The following is a 17230-nucleotide window of genomic DNA, read 5'->3' as shown; positions in this document are numbered from 1 at the left end:
CCCAAACCGACGCGGGTGCCGAGGCCAAAACCGGTGTTCGAACCGAGGCCGAGGGCCGCATCGGGGCCGGGGCTGGGGTCAGTGCCCGAACCGGGGCCGGGGCCCGGACCGGTTCGGATGTCGGGGCGGAGGTGGGTGTCGGGGTTGATCTGGGGGAGGTGCGGGCGTTCCTGGCGGCGGGGTTGCCGGAGCACATGGTGCCCGCCGCGTTCGTTGTGTTGGACGCGTTGCCGTTGACGCCGAGTGGGAAGCTCGACCGGGCGGCGCTGCCCGCGCCCGTCTTCAGCGCGTCCGTCTCGCGGGCGCCGCGCACCGCGCAGGAGGAGATCCTCGTCGGGATCTTCGCGACACTGCTCGCCCTGCCCTCGGTCGGTGTCGACGACGACTTCTTCGCGCTCGGGGGTGACTCCCTGATCGCGGCACGGCTGGTCGCGCGCGCCCGCGCCGCGCTGGGCGTCGAACTCACCGTCCGCGACCTGTTCGAGCACCCGACGGTCGCCGCGTTCGCCGAAGCCGCCTCCCGCAGGACGGCAGCCGAACGCCCGCCCCTTCGCCGCATCGACCACCCCGCCCTCTCGCCGCTCTCCTACGCGCAGACCCGCCTGTGGTTCCTCAACCGCCTGGAGGGCGACTCCGGCGCCTACAACATGCCGATCCCCCTCCGCCTCACCGGCCCCCTCGACCTCACCGCCCTGCACACCGCCCTGCACGACGTCCTCGCCCGCCACGAAACCCTCCGCACCACCTTCCCCGAAACCGACGGCACCCCCCACCAACACGTCCACCCCACCCCCACCCCACCCCACACAACCCACCCGCGCACCCCCCACGACGGCCAAGGCACAACCGCGTTCGTTCAGGCCCAAGGCCAGTCCCCCTGGCAACCCCCGACCTCGTCGGCAGCACCCCACCCCCACACCGCGCCCGATAGACCCGAAGACGGACCCTCCACACCCCCCGACTCCGTCAGCGGCACCCACCCCGGGGCCATGTCCGACAGGCCCGAAGACGGACACCCGGCAACCCCCGACTCCGTCAGCGACACCCACCCCGGCGCCATGTCCGACAGGCCCGAAGACGGACACCCGGCAACCCCCGACTCCGTCAGCGACACCCACCCCCACACCGTGCTCGATGGGCCCGAAGACGGACGCTCCACACCCCCCGACTCCGTCAGCGACACCCACCCCCACACCGTGCTCGATGGGCCCGGAGGCGAGCGCTCCGCGACTCCCGGCTCCATCGGCGGCATCCATTCCCGGCCTGGGGGTGGTGATGCGTTTGGTGAGGTGTTTCGGGTGGTTGAGCTTGGTGGGCGGGAGCTTGGGGAGGTGCTGCGGGAGGAGGCGTCGCGCGGGTTCGCGTTGGAGCGGGTCGTGCCGCTGCGGGCCTCGGTGTTCCGGGTCGCGCCGGACGAGCATGTGCTGCTGCTCGTCCTGCACCACATCGCGGGCGACGGGTGGTCCATGGCGCCGCTGGCCCGCGACGTCATCACCGCCTACACGGCGCGCGCCGAGGGGCGGGAGCCGGAGTGGGCGGAGCCCGCCGTCAGGTACCGCGACTACGCGGTGTGGGAGCGCGAGGTCTTCGGCGCCGAGGACGATCCGGACAGCCTGCTCGCCCGTCAGGGCGCGTACTGGAAAGGCGTGCTCTCCGGGCTGCCCGACACGCTGCCTCTGCCGCTCGACCACGAGCGGCCGCCCGTCGCGTCCTACGCCGGGGCCACCCACCGGTTCGTGCTGGACGCCGACCTGCACACCGCGCTCACCGACGTCGCGCGATCCGGGCAGGCGAGCCTGTTCATGGTGCTCCAGGCCGCCCTCGCGGCCCTGCTCACCCGGCTGGGCGCGGGCACCGACATCCCGCTCGGCTCGCCCGTCGCGGGCCGCGCCGACGCCGCCCTGGACGACGTCGTCGGCGTGTTCGTCAACACGCTCGTGCTGCGCGCCGACACCTCCGGCGACCCCGCGTTCACCGAGCTGCTCGGCCGCGTCCGGGAGACCGACCTGGCCGCCTACGCGCACCAGGACCTGCCGTTCGAGCGGCTGGTCGAGCTGCTGGCGCCCGCCCGGTCGCTGGCCAGGCACCCGCTGTTCCAGGTGATGCTGACCCTGCAGAACAACCCGCCCGCCCGGATCGACCTCGACGGGCTCAGCGTCGCCGTCGAACCGGTCGAGGCCGGGGCCGCCAAGTTCGACCTGGAGTTCCAGTTCGAGCCCGGCCCCGACGGCGTCCTGCTCGGCTCGATCGACTACGCGACCGACCTGTTCGCCCCCGAGACGGCCGAGCGGCTCGCCGGATGGCTCCGGGACGTGCTCGCCGCCGTCGCCGCCGACCCGTCTCTCCGGATCGAGGACCTCGACCTGTCCGGCGCCGCCGCCGTCCGCGACACCGTGCGCGGCCGGGCCGTCCGGCGCGCCGACCCGCGGCTCGTCGCCTACGTGGTGCCCGCGCCGGGCGCGGAGATCGACCCCGCCGAACTGCTCGCCTATGTCCGCGAGCAGCTTCCGGAGTCGATGGTGCCGTCGGTGCTCACCGTGCTCGACGCGCTGCCGCTCACCCCGAACGGCAAGGTCGACGTCAAGGGCCTGCCGAAGCCCGATCCGGCGGCGCTGACGACCGCCGTCTACCGGGCGCCGCGCGACGAGCGGGAGCGGATCCTCACGGAGATCTTCGCCGAGCTGCTCGGCGTGCCGCGCGTCGGCGTGGACGACGACTTCTTCGCGCTCGGCGGCAACTCGCTGCTCGCGATGCGGGTGACCGCGCGGGCCAGGACCGCGCTGGCCGTCGAGCTGCCCGTGCGCGCGCTGTTCGAGACCCCGACCGTCGCCGGGCTGTCCGGGCTGCTCGCGGACGCCTCGCCCGCGCGGCCCGCGCTGCTGCCCGCGCGGCGGCCCTCGACGATCCCGCTGTCGTACGCGCAGCTCCGCCTGTGGTTCATCAACCGCTTCGAGGGGCCGTCGGCGACCTACAACATGCCGATCGCGCTGCGCGTCACCGGCGAGTTGGCGCCGGACGCGCTCCGGCGCGCGCTCGCCGACGTCGTGGCCAGGCACGAGTCCCTGCGGACCGTCTTCCCCGAGGACGGCGGCGTGCCGCGCCAGCACATCCTGGCGCCCGAGGAGGCGGTGCCCGCCGTCGCGTTCGCCGAGGCGACCGCGGCGACGCTGCCCGTCCTGCTCGCCCAGGCCGCGGGACGCGGGTTCGACCTGTCGGCCGAGCCGCCGCTGCGGGCGCACCTGCTGCGGCTCGGGGAGCGCGAGCACGTGGTGCTGCTGGTGATGCACCACATCGCCGGGGACGGCTGGTCGCTCGCGCCGCTCGCCCGCGACGTGATCACCGCCTACGGCGCCCGGGTGGCGGGGGCGGCGCCGGGATGGCGTCCGCTGCCCGTCCAGTACGCCGACTACACGCTGTGGCAGCAGGAGCTGTTCGGCGCGGAGGACGACCCGGCGAGCCTGGTCGCGCGCCAGCTCGCGTACTGGACGGAGACGCTCGCGGGCCTGCCGGAGGAGCTCGCCCTCCCGGCCGACCGTCCACGCCCGGAGGAGGCGACGTACCGGGGCGGCACCCTCAGGTTCACGCTGCCCGCCGGGCTGCACGCCCGGATCGCCGCGTTCGCCAGGGAGGCGCGGGCCTCGGAGTTCATGGTCGTGCGGGCCGCCTTCACGGCGCTGCTGTCGCGGCTCAGCGGCGCGACCGACATTCCCGTCGGATCGCCCGTGGCGGGCCGTACCGACGCCGCGCTCGACGACCTGGTCGGCATGTTCGTCAACATGCTGGTGCTGCGGACCGACACGTCCGGGGAGCCGACGTTCCGGGAGCTCGTCGCGCGTGTCCGGGAGACGGACCTGGCCGCCTACGCGCACCAGGACCTCCCGTTCGAGCGTGTGGTGGAGGCGCTGAACCCGCCACGGCACCTGGGCAGGCATCCGCTGTTCCAGCACGGCCTGACGTTCCAGAACAACCCGGAGGCCCGGCTCGACCTCGACGGCTTCTCCGTCAGCGTCGAGCCCCTGCACGGCGCCGCCTCCCGCTTCGACCTCCTGCTCGCCCTCACCGAGACCTTCACCCCCGACGGCGCCCCGGCCGGCCTGCTCGCCGACCTCGAATACGCCCTCGACCTCTACGACCCGGCCACCGCCCGCGCCTTCGCCACCCGCTTCACCCTCCTCCTGGACTCCCTCCTCACCTCCCCCAACACCCCCTACACCACCCACTCCCTCCTCACCGCCCCCGAACGAGCCACCATCCTCGGTCCCTGGTCCACCGGCCACCCCACCCCCCTCCCCACCCCGTCCCCCGACTCCCTCCACACCCCACCCCACAACCACCCCGCACCCGCTCCCGACGACCGCCCCACCGCGCCTCATACCCCGTCTCCGGCTTCGCCCCACGACCCGGCACGCGGTCAGACCGACGACACCCGTAAGCCGACCGCCACCCACGACCGCCGACTCCCGCCACCGGACGGCCTGTCCCCAACCGCGCCGCACGATCCGCCAGGCGACCAAACCGTCCACGACAGCAGGTCGGCCGGAGCCTCCGGCGACGAACCCGAAGGGCCGGAGATTCCGGCCGCGCGGGCGACTGACGAAGCGCAGCCACTGACCGCGGCACCGCTTGGCGTCCCGCACGAGACGGCGGCCGCCGATGACGGACGCGTCCTGCTGCCGACCGATTCGTCCTCGGACGCGCTGCGCGATCCGGCGGGCGGCCAGGCCGACCACGATGGCAGGTCGGCGGGGGCGTCCGACAGCGGGCGCGAAGGGTCGGGGGTTTCGGCCGCGCGGGCGGCTGACGGGGCGTGGGCGCTGGGTGCGGTGCCGTCTGGGGTCGCGCGGGAGGTGGGGAGTGGGTTCGGGGTTGGGGTTGTTGAGGGGTTGTGGGGTGGGGGTGAGGGCTTCGGGGCGGGGTCTGTGGTGGAGGTTTTTGAGGGGTGGGTGAGGAGGGCGCCGGAGGCGGTCGCGGTTTCGTTCGAGGGGGAGGAGGTGACGTATCGGGAGTTGAACGGGCGGGCGAACCGGCTGGCGCGGTTGCTCGTGGCGCGGGGGGCGGGGCCGGAGCGGTTCGTGGCGGTCAAGGTGCCTCGGTCGGCGGGGCTGGTGGTGGCCGTGCTCGGCGTGCTGAAGGCCGGGGCGGCGTATGTGCCGATAGACCCGGACTATCCGGAGGAGCGCATCGCCTACACGGTGGCGGACAGCGCGCCGGTGCTCACCGTGGACGGCGACGTGCTCGCGGAGGCCGCCGCCTACGCCGACACCGATCTCGGCGTCTCCATCGACCCCGGCTCGCCCGCCTACGTGATCTACACGTCCGGCTCCACGGGGCTGCCCAAGGGCGTCGTCGTGCCGCACCACAACGTGCTGCGGCTCATGGCCGCCACCGAGCACTGGTTCGCCTTCGGCCCCGGCGACGTGTGGACGCTGTTCCACTCGGCGGCGTTCGACTTCTCCGTGTGGGAGCTGTGGGGCGCGCTGCTGTACGGCGGCCGCCTCGTGGTCGTGCCCTATGCCGTCTCGCGCAGCCCCGAGGAGTTCCTCGACCTGCTGGCGCGCGAGCGCGTCACCGTGCTCAACCAGACGCCGTCGGCGTTCCACCAGCTCATGGCGGTGGACGACGGACGGCCGCTGGCCCTGCGGTATGTGGTTTTCGGCGGGGAGGCGCTGGAACTCAAACGCCTCGCGGACTGGTACGCGCATGGGCGGGACACCCTCCTGGTCAACATGTACGGGATCACCGAGACGACGGTGCACGTCTCGTACGCGGCGCTCGATCCGGTGACGTGCGCGACGGCGCCGGGCTCGGTGATCGGCACCGGTATTCCGGACCTGCGCACCTACGTGCTGGACGCCCGGCTGCAGCCGGTGCCGCCCGGCGTCGTCGGCGAGCTGTACGTCGCGGGCGCGGGCCTGGCGCGCGGCTACCTGAACCGGGCGGCGCTCACCGCGGAACGGTTCGTCGCCGACCCCTACGGCCCGCCGGGCACCCGGATGTACCGCTCGGGCGACCTGGCCCGGCACCTGCCGGACGGCACGCTCGACTACCTGGGCAGGGCCGACCACCAGGTGAAGATCCGGGGCTTCCGCATCGAGCTCGGTGAGATCGAGGCGGCGCTCGCGGAGCTGCCCGACGTCGCCGACACCGCCGTCGTCGCGCGCGACAACCGGCTCGTCGCCTACGTGGTGCCCGGTGGGGACGGCTCTTCGCCCGAGCCTGCGGCGTTGCGCGCCGCCCTCGCGGCGAAGCTGCCCGCGCACCTGGTGCCGCAGCTGTTCCAGACCCTGGACCGGCTGCCGCTCACCGCGAACGGCAAGCTCGACCGGCGTGCGCTGCCCGAGCCTTCCGCCCCCGAGGGCGGCGCCGGGCGGCGCCCGGCGACGGAGGCCGAGCAGCTTTTCGCGGCGCTCTTCGCCGAGGTCCTCGGTGTCGCGGAGGTGGGCGCCGACGACGGCTTCTTCGAGCTCGGCGGCGATTCGATCGTGGCGATCCAACTGGTGGCGCGGGCGCGGCAGGCGGGCATGGTCGTCTCTCCCCGTGAGGTGTTCCAACTCCGAACGGTGTCCGCACTCGCCGCGGCGGCGCGCCCGGCTACCGCGGACGACGCCGTCGAACGCGAGGAGGAGGGCGCCGGCGAGGGCGCGATCCCACTCACGCCGATCGCGGCGTGGCTGCTGGAGCGTGGCGGCGACTTCACCGCCTTCCAGCAGTCGGTGCTGCTCCGGGTGCCTCCCGGACTGGACGTCGACCGGGTGGCCGACGCACTCCGCACGGTAACCGATCACCACGACATTCTGCGATCCCGGCTTGTGGATAACCGTCTTGTCGCAGGTCAGCGCGGGTCCGTCGACCCCGCGCCGCTGGTCCGCCGGGTCGCCGGGCTCGATCGTCTGGACCAGGAGGCGCGGGCCGCGGCCGAGCGGCTCGATCCGGCGGCGGGCGTGCTCGCCCAGATCGTCTGGTTCGACCGTGGGACGGCTCAGGGCCGACTTCTCGTGATGCTGCACCACCTGGTCGTCGACGGGGTCTCGTGGCGTGTCCTGCTGCCCGACCTGGTGACCGCGCTGGTCTCGGACACCCCGCTCGCGCCCGTCCCGACGTCGTTCCGGCGCTGGGCGGGCAAGCTCGCCGCGGAGGCGTCCGCGCCGTCCCGGACGGCCGAGCTCGACACGTGGCTCGACCTGGTCGAGGGCCCGAACCCACGGATCGGCGCCCGCGCGCTCGACCCGGCGCGGGACACCGCCGCGACGGCCCGCCGCCACACCGTCGAGCTCCCGGCCGAGACGACGGCCCCCCTGCTCGGCGAGGTGACGTCGGCCTTCCACGCGGGCCCGGACGACGTCCTGCTCACCGGTCTGTCCCTCGCCGTCGCCCATTGGCGCAAGGCGCGCGGCGGAAGGGGGACCGGCGTGCTCCTCGACCTGGAGGGTCACGGCCGGGAGGAGGTCGTGCAAGGCGTCGACCTGTCTCGGACCGTCGGATGGTTCACCACCCTGTACCCGGTGAGGCTCGACCCCGGCCTCGCCGACTGGCAGGAGGTGGCGACGGGCGGCGCCGCGACGGGACGGGCGCTCAAGGCCGTCAAGGAGCAGCTCCGCCGCGTCCCCGACAACGGCATCGGGTACGGCCTCCTCCGCTACCTCAACGAGGAGACGGCCGAGGAGCTGCGTGATCTGCCACGCGCCCAGATCGTCTTCAACTACCTGGGCAGGGTCGCGTCGTCGGACGGCGACTGGAGCCCGGCGCCCGAGGAGCTGCCGCCGGGCGAGGACCCGCGGATGGCCGTCGCGCACGTGTTGGAGATCAACGCCGTCACCGAGGACCGGCCGGACGGCCCGGTCCTGCGCGTCACGCTGACGTGGCCGGAGGGGGTCCTGGCCGAGGCGGACGTCAGGGCGCTCGCCGACGACCTGGTGACGGCGCTGACCGGCCTGGTCGCGCACGTCCGGGCGGGCGACGGGGGCGGCTTCACCGCGTCGGACCTTCTGGTGGATCTGGACCAGCGGGAGATCGACGCCCTCCAGACGGCCTGGCGCAACAGGTAGAACGTGTTCTAGATTCTGGAGGGTGACCTACGTACTGGTGGACACGCCGCGCAAGGGCGTCGCCCGGATCACCCTGAACCGTCCCGAGCGGATGAACGCCATGGCGTTCCCCGTCATGGTGCCGCTGCGCGAGGCCGTCGAGCGGGTCTCGGCCGACAACGACGTCAGGGCGATCGTGCTGACGGGCGCAGGCCGGGGCTTCTGCTCCGGCGCCGACCTGGAGAACCCGGGGCCGCCGCCCGGCATCGACGGGCTGACGATCCCGTCGATCGCGCGGAGGTCCATGGAGATCCTCGACCGGGTGATCCTGGCGCTGCGGCAGGCGCACCAGCCCGTCATCGCCGCCGTCAACGGACCCGCCATCGGCGGCGGCTTCTGCCTGGCGATGGCCGCCGACGTGCGGATCGCCGCCGAGGGCGCCGTGTTCAGGGCGGCGGGGATCACCAACGGGCTCACCGCCGCGGAGCTGGGCCTGTCCTACCTGCTGCCGAGGGCCGTCGGCTCCTCACGGGCCTTCGAGATCATGCTCTCCGGACGTGACGTGGACGCCGCGGAGGCCGAACGGATAGGGCTCGTCTCCCGAACCGTCGCGGAGGCCGATCTGCTGGACGCCGCCGAGGACCTCGCCGAGCGGATCGCCGGTTTCAGCCGTGTCGGCACCGAGCTGACCAAGCGCCTGCTGTGGTCCTCGCTCGACGCGTCAAGCCTCCAGGGGCACATGGAGTACGAGGCGCACGCGCAGCTCCTCGTCCGGCTCACCACCCGCAACTTCGAGGAGGCGATCAGGGCTCGCCGCGAGTCCCGTCCCCCGCTCTTCGCGGACTGAAACCCGCAGGCCCCGCCCCGAATAACTGATTCGCGCCGCACCGCGCGCCCTGGTAATGTTCTCCACGTCGAGCGGGGAACCGCTCAGACGATCCGCGCCGCTAGCTCAGTTGGTTAGAGCAGCTGACTCTTAATCAGCGGGTCCGGGGTTCGAGTCCCTGGCGGCGCACCACACCTTTCAGCCCGTCCCAGTCTGCTGGGGCGGGCTGAGGTGTTTCCCGCCCCGATCACGGCGACGGGCGCGCCGCGCCTCGGCGGAGGGCGGGGGCCCTCCGCCGAGGCGCGGCGTGGCGGCAGGTCAGCGGTGCAGGGGGCTGTGGATCTGCTCGGACTGGGGTGGCGCGGCCGGCGGGGGGACGGCGGGTGGTTTCGGCTTCGGCTTGGGCTTCGCCTTGCTGCGGGGATGGAAGAGCCAATCGGTGGGGGGTTCCATCAGCTTGTGGAAGACCAGGTAGACGGGCTTGCTGCACAGCACGATGCCGAGGAGGAAGCAGACGACCATGGCGAGGGTCAGGCCCAGGTTGCCCTCGGGGAAGAGCGCGAACAGGCCGAAGGCGATGCCCACCCGGATGAAGGCGTAGTGCAGGACGTACATGTAAAGGGAGCGGCTGCCGAGCCGGGAGATCCACCCCTCGCGGTCGGACACCAGCGAGAGGACGGCGGCGCCCACGACGATCGTGCCGAAGATCGCGAACAGGCGGAGGCTCATCCCGAACAGCACGGGGAAGTCCGCGCGCTCGTACGAACGGTTCCAGATCGCCCGGAAGATCGTCCTGCCCGTGAAGACCTTCGGGATCGCCAGGTAGAAGACGACGAGCTGGAAGGCCAGGATCCCGAGGGCCGCGACCCTGACGGGGGTGCGCCGCAGCGTCTCGAAGTGCTCACGCCGCACCATCAGCCCGAGCACGAAGAAGGGCAGCATCGACAGCGGCCGCGTGAAGATGCCGAGTTCGGAGAGTCCCGCCACCAGGGAGACGAACACCGACACCGCGAAGGGGTAGCGCATCTGCAGCCACAGGGGCGCGCTGGCCCGCCACAGGAACATCGCGGTGAGGAACCAGAGGTGGATGTACGGGGACAGCGGCGTGAAGGTGAAGCCCTTGAGGCCGAGGAACGCGTCGAGGATCTGGTAGAGCAGGTCGAAGATCAGATAGACGATCGCCACCTTGGCGATCAGCCTGCGCGCGCGCCCCTTGGAGCGGAGGAAACCCTGGCTGAAGTATCCGACGAGGAACGTGAAGACGGGCATCCGGAAGGAGGAGAACACCGCCTCCAGCGCCGAGAACTCACGGGTCCACTTGAGCTGGGTGAAGACGTGCCCAGCGAAGACGAGGAACCCGATGATGAACTTGACGTTGTCGAAATACGCCTCACGGCTAGCCGGACGAGACAAGACACACTCCGTGAACGAGAAAATGCGCAGGGCGAGAGTAGTGGGCCTCCGCGTGCAAAGCGAGCTTAGGATATAAGGGAAGAAATACTGCCGATCGCTCAGAATCGAGCATGAGCCCGAGGCGGGTGGGCCGCACCACCCGGGATCATGCCGGGCGAGTCTGGAAAATCACCGGGCGAGGACGTGTTCCCGCTGGCGCGCAGGTCATGCCGGACGCCCCGGCGCACCGGGATCGGGCGGCACCCGACACCGGTAGGACCCGAAGAATTCACGAGCCCGCAAGACAGCGCAACACTCGGAAATCATCCGCCCGTCACGACCCGGAGGAAAGCCGCAACTCGCGGCGCGTGAGCCAGGTCTGTGCGGGAGCGCACACGAGCCTCGTGTCGGCCGCCTCACACCACCTCTGGTAGTCGCCTGAGTAGAGGCGCTCCCCGAGCCACTGGTAGTCCGAGCGGGGCCGGGGCGTCGGCGTGACGGGAACGAAGCTCGCCGCGTCGTCGGGGTCCCCGGCGCCGTCGTGGCGGGCGACCGCGGGGTAGGGGTAGACGGGACGGGTGCTGGTGACGTCGTCGTCGCCGCCGGACACGGTGATCTTCCCCGGCTCCCTGCCGCTCTCCGTCCAGGCCATCAGGGGGGTGAGGACGTCGAACGTGGCGAGCCCGTTCCCACCCGTGCAGTGCGCGACGCCGGGGAACATGTAGAGCTTGGCGAACTTGTCCACGGCGGCTCCGCCCATGGCCGCGCGCATGGCCTCGTAGTAGGCGAGCGTGCTGCGGGGCGCGATGAACTGGTCCTCCCAGCCGTGCCAGAGCAGGAGCTTGCCCCCGGAGCGCCGGAAGTCGCTCAGGTCGGGGTTGTTGGCGGCGAGGTAGGCGGAGGAGCCCACCAGGTCCCAGAAGGACTCCGTGGTGAACTCGAGCTCGGAGAGCCGCCAGTCGGGGTCGACCACGTTCGTGCGGCCCAGGTACCGGCCGTAGGCGAGCGCGGACCGCTCGCTGTAGGACGACTGGCCCTGCCGATCCGGGACGAACACGCGCCACCCGAGCTCGGAGCCCCACTCGCGCGCGACGGGGACCTCGAACCGGTTGCCGTGCTCGTCCACCGCGCCGTCGTGCAGCCGCCGGACGGCGCCGACCTCGGCCGCCGTCAGGCACCGGGAGCGTTTCTGGCCGGGCTCGCAGCGCAGCACCCCGGGGTCGAAGTCGCAGAGCCGCGGATCGTCGAGGACGCCGTCGGCGACACCGTCGAGTTCGTCACAGGCCGCCACGACCGCCCGGTGGATCAGGGGCAGCTTTCCGGCGAGGAGGATGTACCTGCCACGGCTGTCGCGGTTGGCCCGCACGCCCCAACCGTGGTGGAAGAAGTTCTGCACGACGACGTTGTTGGCCGGTGCGCCCGCCACGATGCCGTCGAAGTCGTCCGGGAAGCGCTGGGCCTCCATGAGCCCCTCACGGCCGCCGTCGGAGCATCCGATGAAGTAGGAGTAGGCGGGCGCCTTGCCGTAGAACCGGGTGATGATGGCCTTGGCGGCCTCGGCCGTCACGTGCATGGCGCGGTAGGCGAAGTCGATCTGGGCCTGCGGCTCGTAGGCGGCCCAGGACCCGTCGCGCTCGCCCTGGTGGCCCATGTCGGAGGTCGCGCTGGCGACGGTGCCCGCCCGGACCGGCGCGCAGTCCCCGCCCTGGGGGAAGTTGATCGAGGCGTAGCCGCACCGGGCGCCGCAGCCGGTCTGGACGTAGCGCTGCGTCCAGCCGTCGACGGGCAGGCGCATCAGGAGGGTGTTCGCGGGCTCGATGTTCCCGCGGACCTCGCAGTACGGCGCCGTCTCGCCGTCGTTCGTCAGGGTGGCGGTCCAGAGCGCGACCGGCGCGTCGGTGACGTCGTCGAGGGTGAGGCCCGCCAGCGCCGCGCACTCCATCACCGGGAGGAGGGCCGGCAGCGCCGCGAGTCCCTCCGGCGTGACGGGACGGCCGGGAGCGCGCTCCTGGAACACCCCGTCGAAACCCCAGGCCGGGACGAGGACAACAACCAGGAGCGCCGCGACGAAGGCTCTGGTCACAGACCGGGCCCGGCCGCGCAGTCGCCTGGCGACATCCGGCAACGACCCTCTACCGGGATGACGGAACCCACGCATGAACAGATGCTTTCCTCGGACGGTCTCGCGACTCAACTCCAGATGATGCCGCAGGTGGGCGGCGTCAGAAACAGAACACTATAGGGAGACAAGGCGGAGTTCAGAGCAGGCGTCCAAGCACGTCCCAAGACGGGCGTCACGTCCGGTTTTTCCATCCCCTGGGTTATCCACAGGCGTGATCCGCGCCACCGCGCGAACGGTGTAAGAATCGGCGCGGGCGGCGCCACGGGACGCGCCGCGGGCGGAAGGAGCCGGGACGATGGGCACGCGGGGGCTGACGAGGCTGGGATTCCTCACGATCGGGCTGTTCGACGGAAGCGACCCACGGCGCGGCCACGAGAGCACGCTCGAGATCATCGAACTGGGCGAACAACTGGGGTTCGACCGCGCTTGGGTACGGCACCGGCACCTGCAGTACGGCATCTCCTCGCCCGTCGCGGTGCTCGCCGCCGCGTCCCAGCGGACCAGCAGGATCCAGCTGGGCACCGCGGTGATCCCGCTGGGCTGGGAGAACCCGCTGCGCCTCGCCGAGGATCTCGCGACGGTCGACGTGCTGTCGGGCGGGCGGCTCAACCCGGGCGTCAGCGTCGGCCCGCCGATGCGCTACGACACGGTGAAGGGCGCGCTTTACCCGGACACCGCCGATCTTGAGGACTTCGGGTACACCCGCGTCAAACGGCTGCTCGATCTCGTCCGCGGGGAGCCGGCCACGGATTTCAGCGGCGTCGAGGGGTTCGAGGTGTTCTCCGACCGGGTGCAGCCGCACTCCCCCGGCCTCGCCTCGCGCATGTGGTACGGGGGCGGCAGCCTGCGTTCGGCCCGGTGGGCGGGCGAGAACGGGTTGAACCTGCTCACGAGCAACGTCGTCAAGGCCGAGGAGTCCGCGGACTTCGCCGAGGTCCAGCACTCCCACATCCGGGCGTTCCGCGCCGCCCACCCCGACGGGGAGAAGGCGCGCGTCTCCCAGGGCCTCGTCGTCATCCCCACCGACACCGCCACCCCCGAGCAGCGGGCGAAGTACGCCGCCTACGCCGAGGCCCGGACGCCCCGGACGGCCGAGCCGCAGGGCCCGGCCCGCCTCATGTTCGCGCGTGACGTGGTGGGCACGTCCGAGCAGATCGCCGAACGCCTGCGGGCCGACCCCGCCTTCCAGGAGGTGGACGAGGTCGCCTTCGCCCTCCCGTTCACCTTCGAGCACGAGGACTACGTCCAGATCCTCACCGACATGGCCACCCGGCTCGGCCCCGCGCTCGGCTGGCGGCCCGAACCCTGAAGGGCCGCCCTCCGAGCGCGCGGTGTCCCGGCCGGGACGGCACCGGTGTCAGGTCTGGCGGCGCATGGTGGTGATGCCCACCGCGAGGCCGAGGGCCGCCAGCACCACCGCGGCGACAAAGCCGTAGGCGACGACGTTCTCGGCGACGTCCCCCGCGAGCAGGGCGCGCGCCGCGTCGACGATGTGGCTGATCGGGTTGACGGAGGCGACGGCGCGCATCCAGGACGGGCCTTCCTCCAGCGGCAGCAGCATCCCGGAGAGGATCATCAGCGGGAACAGCAGCGTCTGCTGCACGAGCCAGAACATCCAGTCCTTCTTGCGGCTGGCCATCGCGAGCGTGTAGCTCAGGCTGCCCAGGCCGATCCCGAAGACGGCGAGGAGCACCAGCGTGAGGATCAGGCCGGGTACGCTCGCGCGGTAGCCGAACGGCAGGGCCGCGAGCACGATCAGCACCGCCTGCGCCATGATCGGCACGACCTCCTTGAGCGCGCGGCCCGCGAGCAGCGCGCCGCGCGAGACCGGCGCGACGAGGGTGCGCTCGTGCGATCCGGTCTGCGCCTCGAACAACAGGTTCGACCCGGTCGCGCCGGAGCCGAACAGCACGGTCATCACCATGATGCCGGGCACGAACCAGACGAGCGTGTCCGCGGCGGGGCCGCCCGCCTGGCCGACGAGCAGCGGCCCGAACAGGCCGAGGAACACCAGCGGCTGGACGAGGCTGAACACGACGGAGAACGGGTCGCGCAGCAGCGGCCTGATCTCCCTTACGAACACGTTCCAGGTGTCGCGCACCGGGCGCTCGCCGGAGCGGGTGGCGGGGGCGCCCACGGCGGGCACGGAACCAACGGACATCGGCACTCCAAGGTGTCGTCGAAGTCGAAGCGGGGGGCGGGACGGCGGCGGCTCCCGTGGCCGCCGTCCGGAGGCGGATCAGACGGGGGCGGGCTCGGCGTGCTCGGGGGTCGCCGCACCGGCCTCGCGCAGGCTGCGTCCGGTCAGCGAGAGGAACACGTCGTCGAGGGTCGGCTCGCGCAGCGCCAGCCGGACGGGCGGGGCCGCGGCGGCGTCGAGCTCACGCGTCAGCACCGGCACGAGGGCCGGCCCGCCGTCCACGGTGACGCGGAGCGTGGTGGCGTCGAGGCGCTCGACGGTTCGTCCGGTGCGCTTCCCGACGACGGGAACGGCGGTCGCCGCGTCCTCGGGGCTCGTGAAGCCGAGCGTCACGACGTCACCGGCCAGTTCCGACTTCAGCCGGTCCGCGGTGTCGTCGGCGATCACGGCGCCGTGGTCCATGACCAGGACGCGCTCGGCGAAGTTGTCGGCCTCCTCCAGGTAGTGCGTCGTGAGGAAGACCGTCGTGCCGGAGGTGCGGCGCAGGTCGAGGATGTGCTCCCACAGGTTGGCGCGGCTCTGCGGGTCGAGGCCGGTGGACGGCTCGTCGAGGAACAGCACGCGCGGCCGGTGCATGAGGCCGAGCGCGATGTCCAGCCTGCGCTTCTGGCCGCCGCTCAGGTTCATCACCGTGCGGTCCGCGAGCTGCGCGAGGTCGAGCGACTCGATCAGCTCGTCGGCGCGCTGTGTCGCGGCCCGCCGCGCCATCCCGTAGAACGCGCCCTGGCTGAGCAGCTCGTCGCGGACGCGCTGGTTGTGGCCCGCGCTGTTGCCCTGCCCGACGTAGCCGATGGCCCGCCGCACCCGGGCCCGCTCGGTGCGCACGTCGTGCCCGGCGACCCGCGCCGTCCCCGACGTGGGCGGCAGCAGCGTGGTCAGCATGCGGATGCTCGTGGATTTCCCTGCCCCGTTCGGGCCGAGGAAGGCGAGCAGCTCGCCTTCGGTGACGTCGAGGTCGAGCCCGGCGACGGCGGTCACGGGGCGCCGCGCCACGGTGAAGGTCTTCGTCAGGCCCCGTGCCGAGATGATCGGTGTGTCCATGGCGTACACGCTAGAAAGAGACGCGGACGGTTCCCGTCCTCAATTACCCATAACCTGAGATCCATGGGAGAAACCACGGCACGCACGCTCAGTCTGCTCACGCTGCTGCAGTCCCACCGCTGGTGGCCGGGCGAGGAGCTCGCCGAACGGCTCGGCGTCACCACCCGGTCGCTGCGGCGACGGATCGACGCGCTGCGCGAACTCGGCTACGAGATCGAGTCCACGCCCGGCATCGGGGGCGGATACCGGCTCGGCGCCGGCAACCGGATGCCGCCGCTGCTGCTCACCGACGACGAGGCGGTGAGCGTCGCGGTCGGCCTGCGCATCGCCGCGACCACCGGCATCGTGGACGGCGAGAGCACGGCGCTGAGCGCGCTCGCGAAGTTCGAGCAGGTGCTGCCGCCCGCCGTCCGGGAGCGGGTGAACGCGCTGGGCGGCTCGATCCGGCCGCAGGGGCCGCGCGGCGGGCCGATCGCCTCGGCGCTGCTCGGCGCGCTGGCGCTCGCCTGCCGCGACAACGAGCGGATCCGGTTCCCCTACACGGCGGCGGGCGGCGAGGAGACCCGGCGGCACGTGGAGCCGCACTCGCTGGTGTCGGCGCAGCGCAAGTGGTTCCTCGTCGCCTGGGACCTCGAACGCGCGGCCTGGCGCACGTTCCGCGTCGACAGGATCGGCGACGTGCTGGGCACCGGCGTGCGCGCGGAACCCCGCTCCCTCTCCGCCGAGGAGGTCGCCGAACTCACCTTCGCCACGCCCGACCGCACCCCCCGCCACACCGCCCACGCCATCATCGCCATGCCGCTGGACGCCGCGCGCGCCCACTTCGGCCCCTGGGCCCAGGACGCCCGCGCCGTGGACGCCGACCACACAGCCTGGCCCTTCGGCGGCGACGACCACCCCTCGATGACCTACCCCCTCGTCTGGATCCCCGAAGGCGTCCCCTTCACCATCCAAGCCCCCCGCGACTACCTGGAGTTCCTCCACGAATACGCCACCCGCCTCCTCGCCGCCGCCACCACCTCCCTCTCCCACCACCCCTCCCCACCCACGCCGCCCACCCCCAAAACCCCCAACCCCCCGCCCACCACCTGCTAACCCACCCCACCCCAAACCACCAGCCGGTCGCACCACCCTCGGCCCACCGAGCACGACCCGACAGCCCGGCATCAGCCTCACCCGCCGCTCCCACCACACACCACTAACGTCGGCCGCAGGCAGTGATGCGACAGCCCTCGCACCATGGAGCCTCAACACCGTCCCACCACCCGACGATCGGCCCAAGCCGGTGGCACCCACCGCCGCACCCCGGCGCGGCGCCACAGCCCCTGTCCTCTCACCGACGCGCGCGGTCTTACGCGCACCGAAGAGCACGGAAGGCCGTCCCGACGGCCGGTGAGCAGGCTCGGGCCGCCCGCGCGCAACCCAATGGCCCGACACCAGCCCGGCACGCATACCGCTGACGTCGGGCCCGTGGGAGTGTCTGAGGCGGCTCGCGCAAGCCCTTGGGCGGACGGTTGATGAGCAGGTCGGGGCCACTGATACGGGACCCGATGGCCCGAGATCAGCCTGGCGTGATGCACCCCACCGTGCGTCGCTGGCACCGGGCCGTGGGAGCGTCTGAGGCA

At 72.4% G+C, this 17230-nt stretch carries 8 protein-coding genes and 1 tRNA gene; 5 read left to right on the top strand and 4 right to left on the bottom strand.

The annotated features are described in order from the left end of the window. The first annotated feature begins 131 nt into the window (after positions 1–131). From LO762_RS20420 to LO762_RS20410, 3 genes are all read left to right on the top strand, one after another. Positions 132–8045 carry a non-ribosomal peptide synthetase gene (locus LO762_RS20420; protein ID WP_230617391.1) on the top strand — a complete coding sequence of 2638 codons (7914 nt, stop codon included), beginning with the start codon at positions 132–134 and terminating at the stop codon, positions 8043–8045. 22 nt (positions 8046–8067) lie between these two features. Continuing rightward, on the top strand, positions 8068–8871 hold the full coding sequence (locus LO762_RS20415) for an enoyl-CoA hydratase (protein WP_230617390.1): 804 nt from the start codon (positions 8068–8070) through the stop codon (positions 8869–8871). Between the two features lie 94 nt (positions 8872–8965). Beyond that, positions 8966–9042, top strand: a tRNA-Lys gene (locus LO762_RS20410). A 126-nt stretch (positions 9043–9168) separates the two neighbouring features. Here LO762_RS20410 and LO762_RS20405 read toward each other — a convergent pair. Continuing rightward, positions 9169–10263, bottom strand: a complete 1095-nt coding sequence (locus LO762_RS20405) for an acyltransferase family protein (RefSeq protein ID WP_230617388.1) — start codon at positions 10261–10263, stop codon at positions 9169–9171. A gap of 313 nt (positions 10264–10576) precedes the next feature. Continuing rightward, positions 10577–12325 carry a tannase/feruloyl esterase family alpha/beta hydrolase gene (locus tag LO762_RS20400; RefSeq protein ID WP_230617387.1) on the bottom strand — a complete coding sequence of 583 codons (1749 nt, stop codon included), beginning with the start codon at positions 12323–12325 and terminating at the stop codon, positions 10577–10579. Between the two features lie 334 nt (positions 12326–12659). Between LO762_RS20400 and LO762_RS20395 the strand changes: the two genes are divergently transcribed. Continuing rightward, positions 12660–13673 (top strand): LLM class flavin-dependent oxidoreductase, encoded by a 1014-nt coding sequence (locus LO762_RS20395; RefSeq protein ID WP_230617385.1) that lies wholly within the window; start codon positions 12660–12662, stop codon positions 13671–13673. A gap of 48 nt (positions 13674–13721) precedes the next feature. On the opposite strand, the gene LO762_RS20390 is transcribed toward LO762_RS20395, so the two are convergent. Then, complete coding sequence (locus LO762_RS20390; RefSeq protein ID WP_230617384.1) at positions 13722–14525, bottom strand: ABC transporter permease; 804 nt, start codon at positions 14523–14525, stop codon at positions 13722–13724. A 78-nt stretch (positions 14526–14603) separates the two neighbouring features. Further along, positions 14604–15593 (bottom strand): ABC transporter ATP-binding protein, encoded by a 990-nt coding sequence (locus LO762_RS20385; RefSeq protein WP_230617422.1) that lies wholly within the window; start codon positions 15591–15593, stop codon positions 14604–14606. Between the two features lie 75 nt (positions 15594–15668). On the opposite strand from LO762_RS20385, the gene LO762_RS20380 reads away from it, so the two are divergent. Further along, positions 15669–16700: a YafY family protein gene (locus LO762_RS20380; RefSeq protein ID WP_230617383.1), complete on the top strand. Its 1032-nt coding sequence runs from the start codon at positions 15669–15671 to the stop codon at positions 16698–16700. Positions 16701–17230: the final 530 nt, after the last annotated feature.

It is taken from the genome of Actinocorallia sp. API 0066 (genome assembly GCF_020991275.1).
GTDB lineage: Bacteria > Actinomycetota > Actinomycetes > Streptosporangiales > Streptosporangiaceae > Actinocorallia.
Note: the sequence above shows the minus strand (reverse complement) of the source record. Positions and strands in the feature narration are given on the sequence as shown.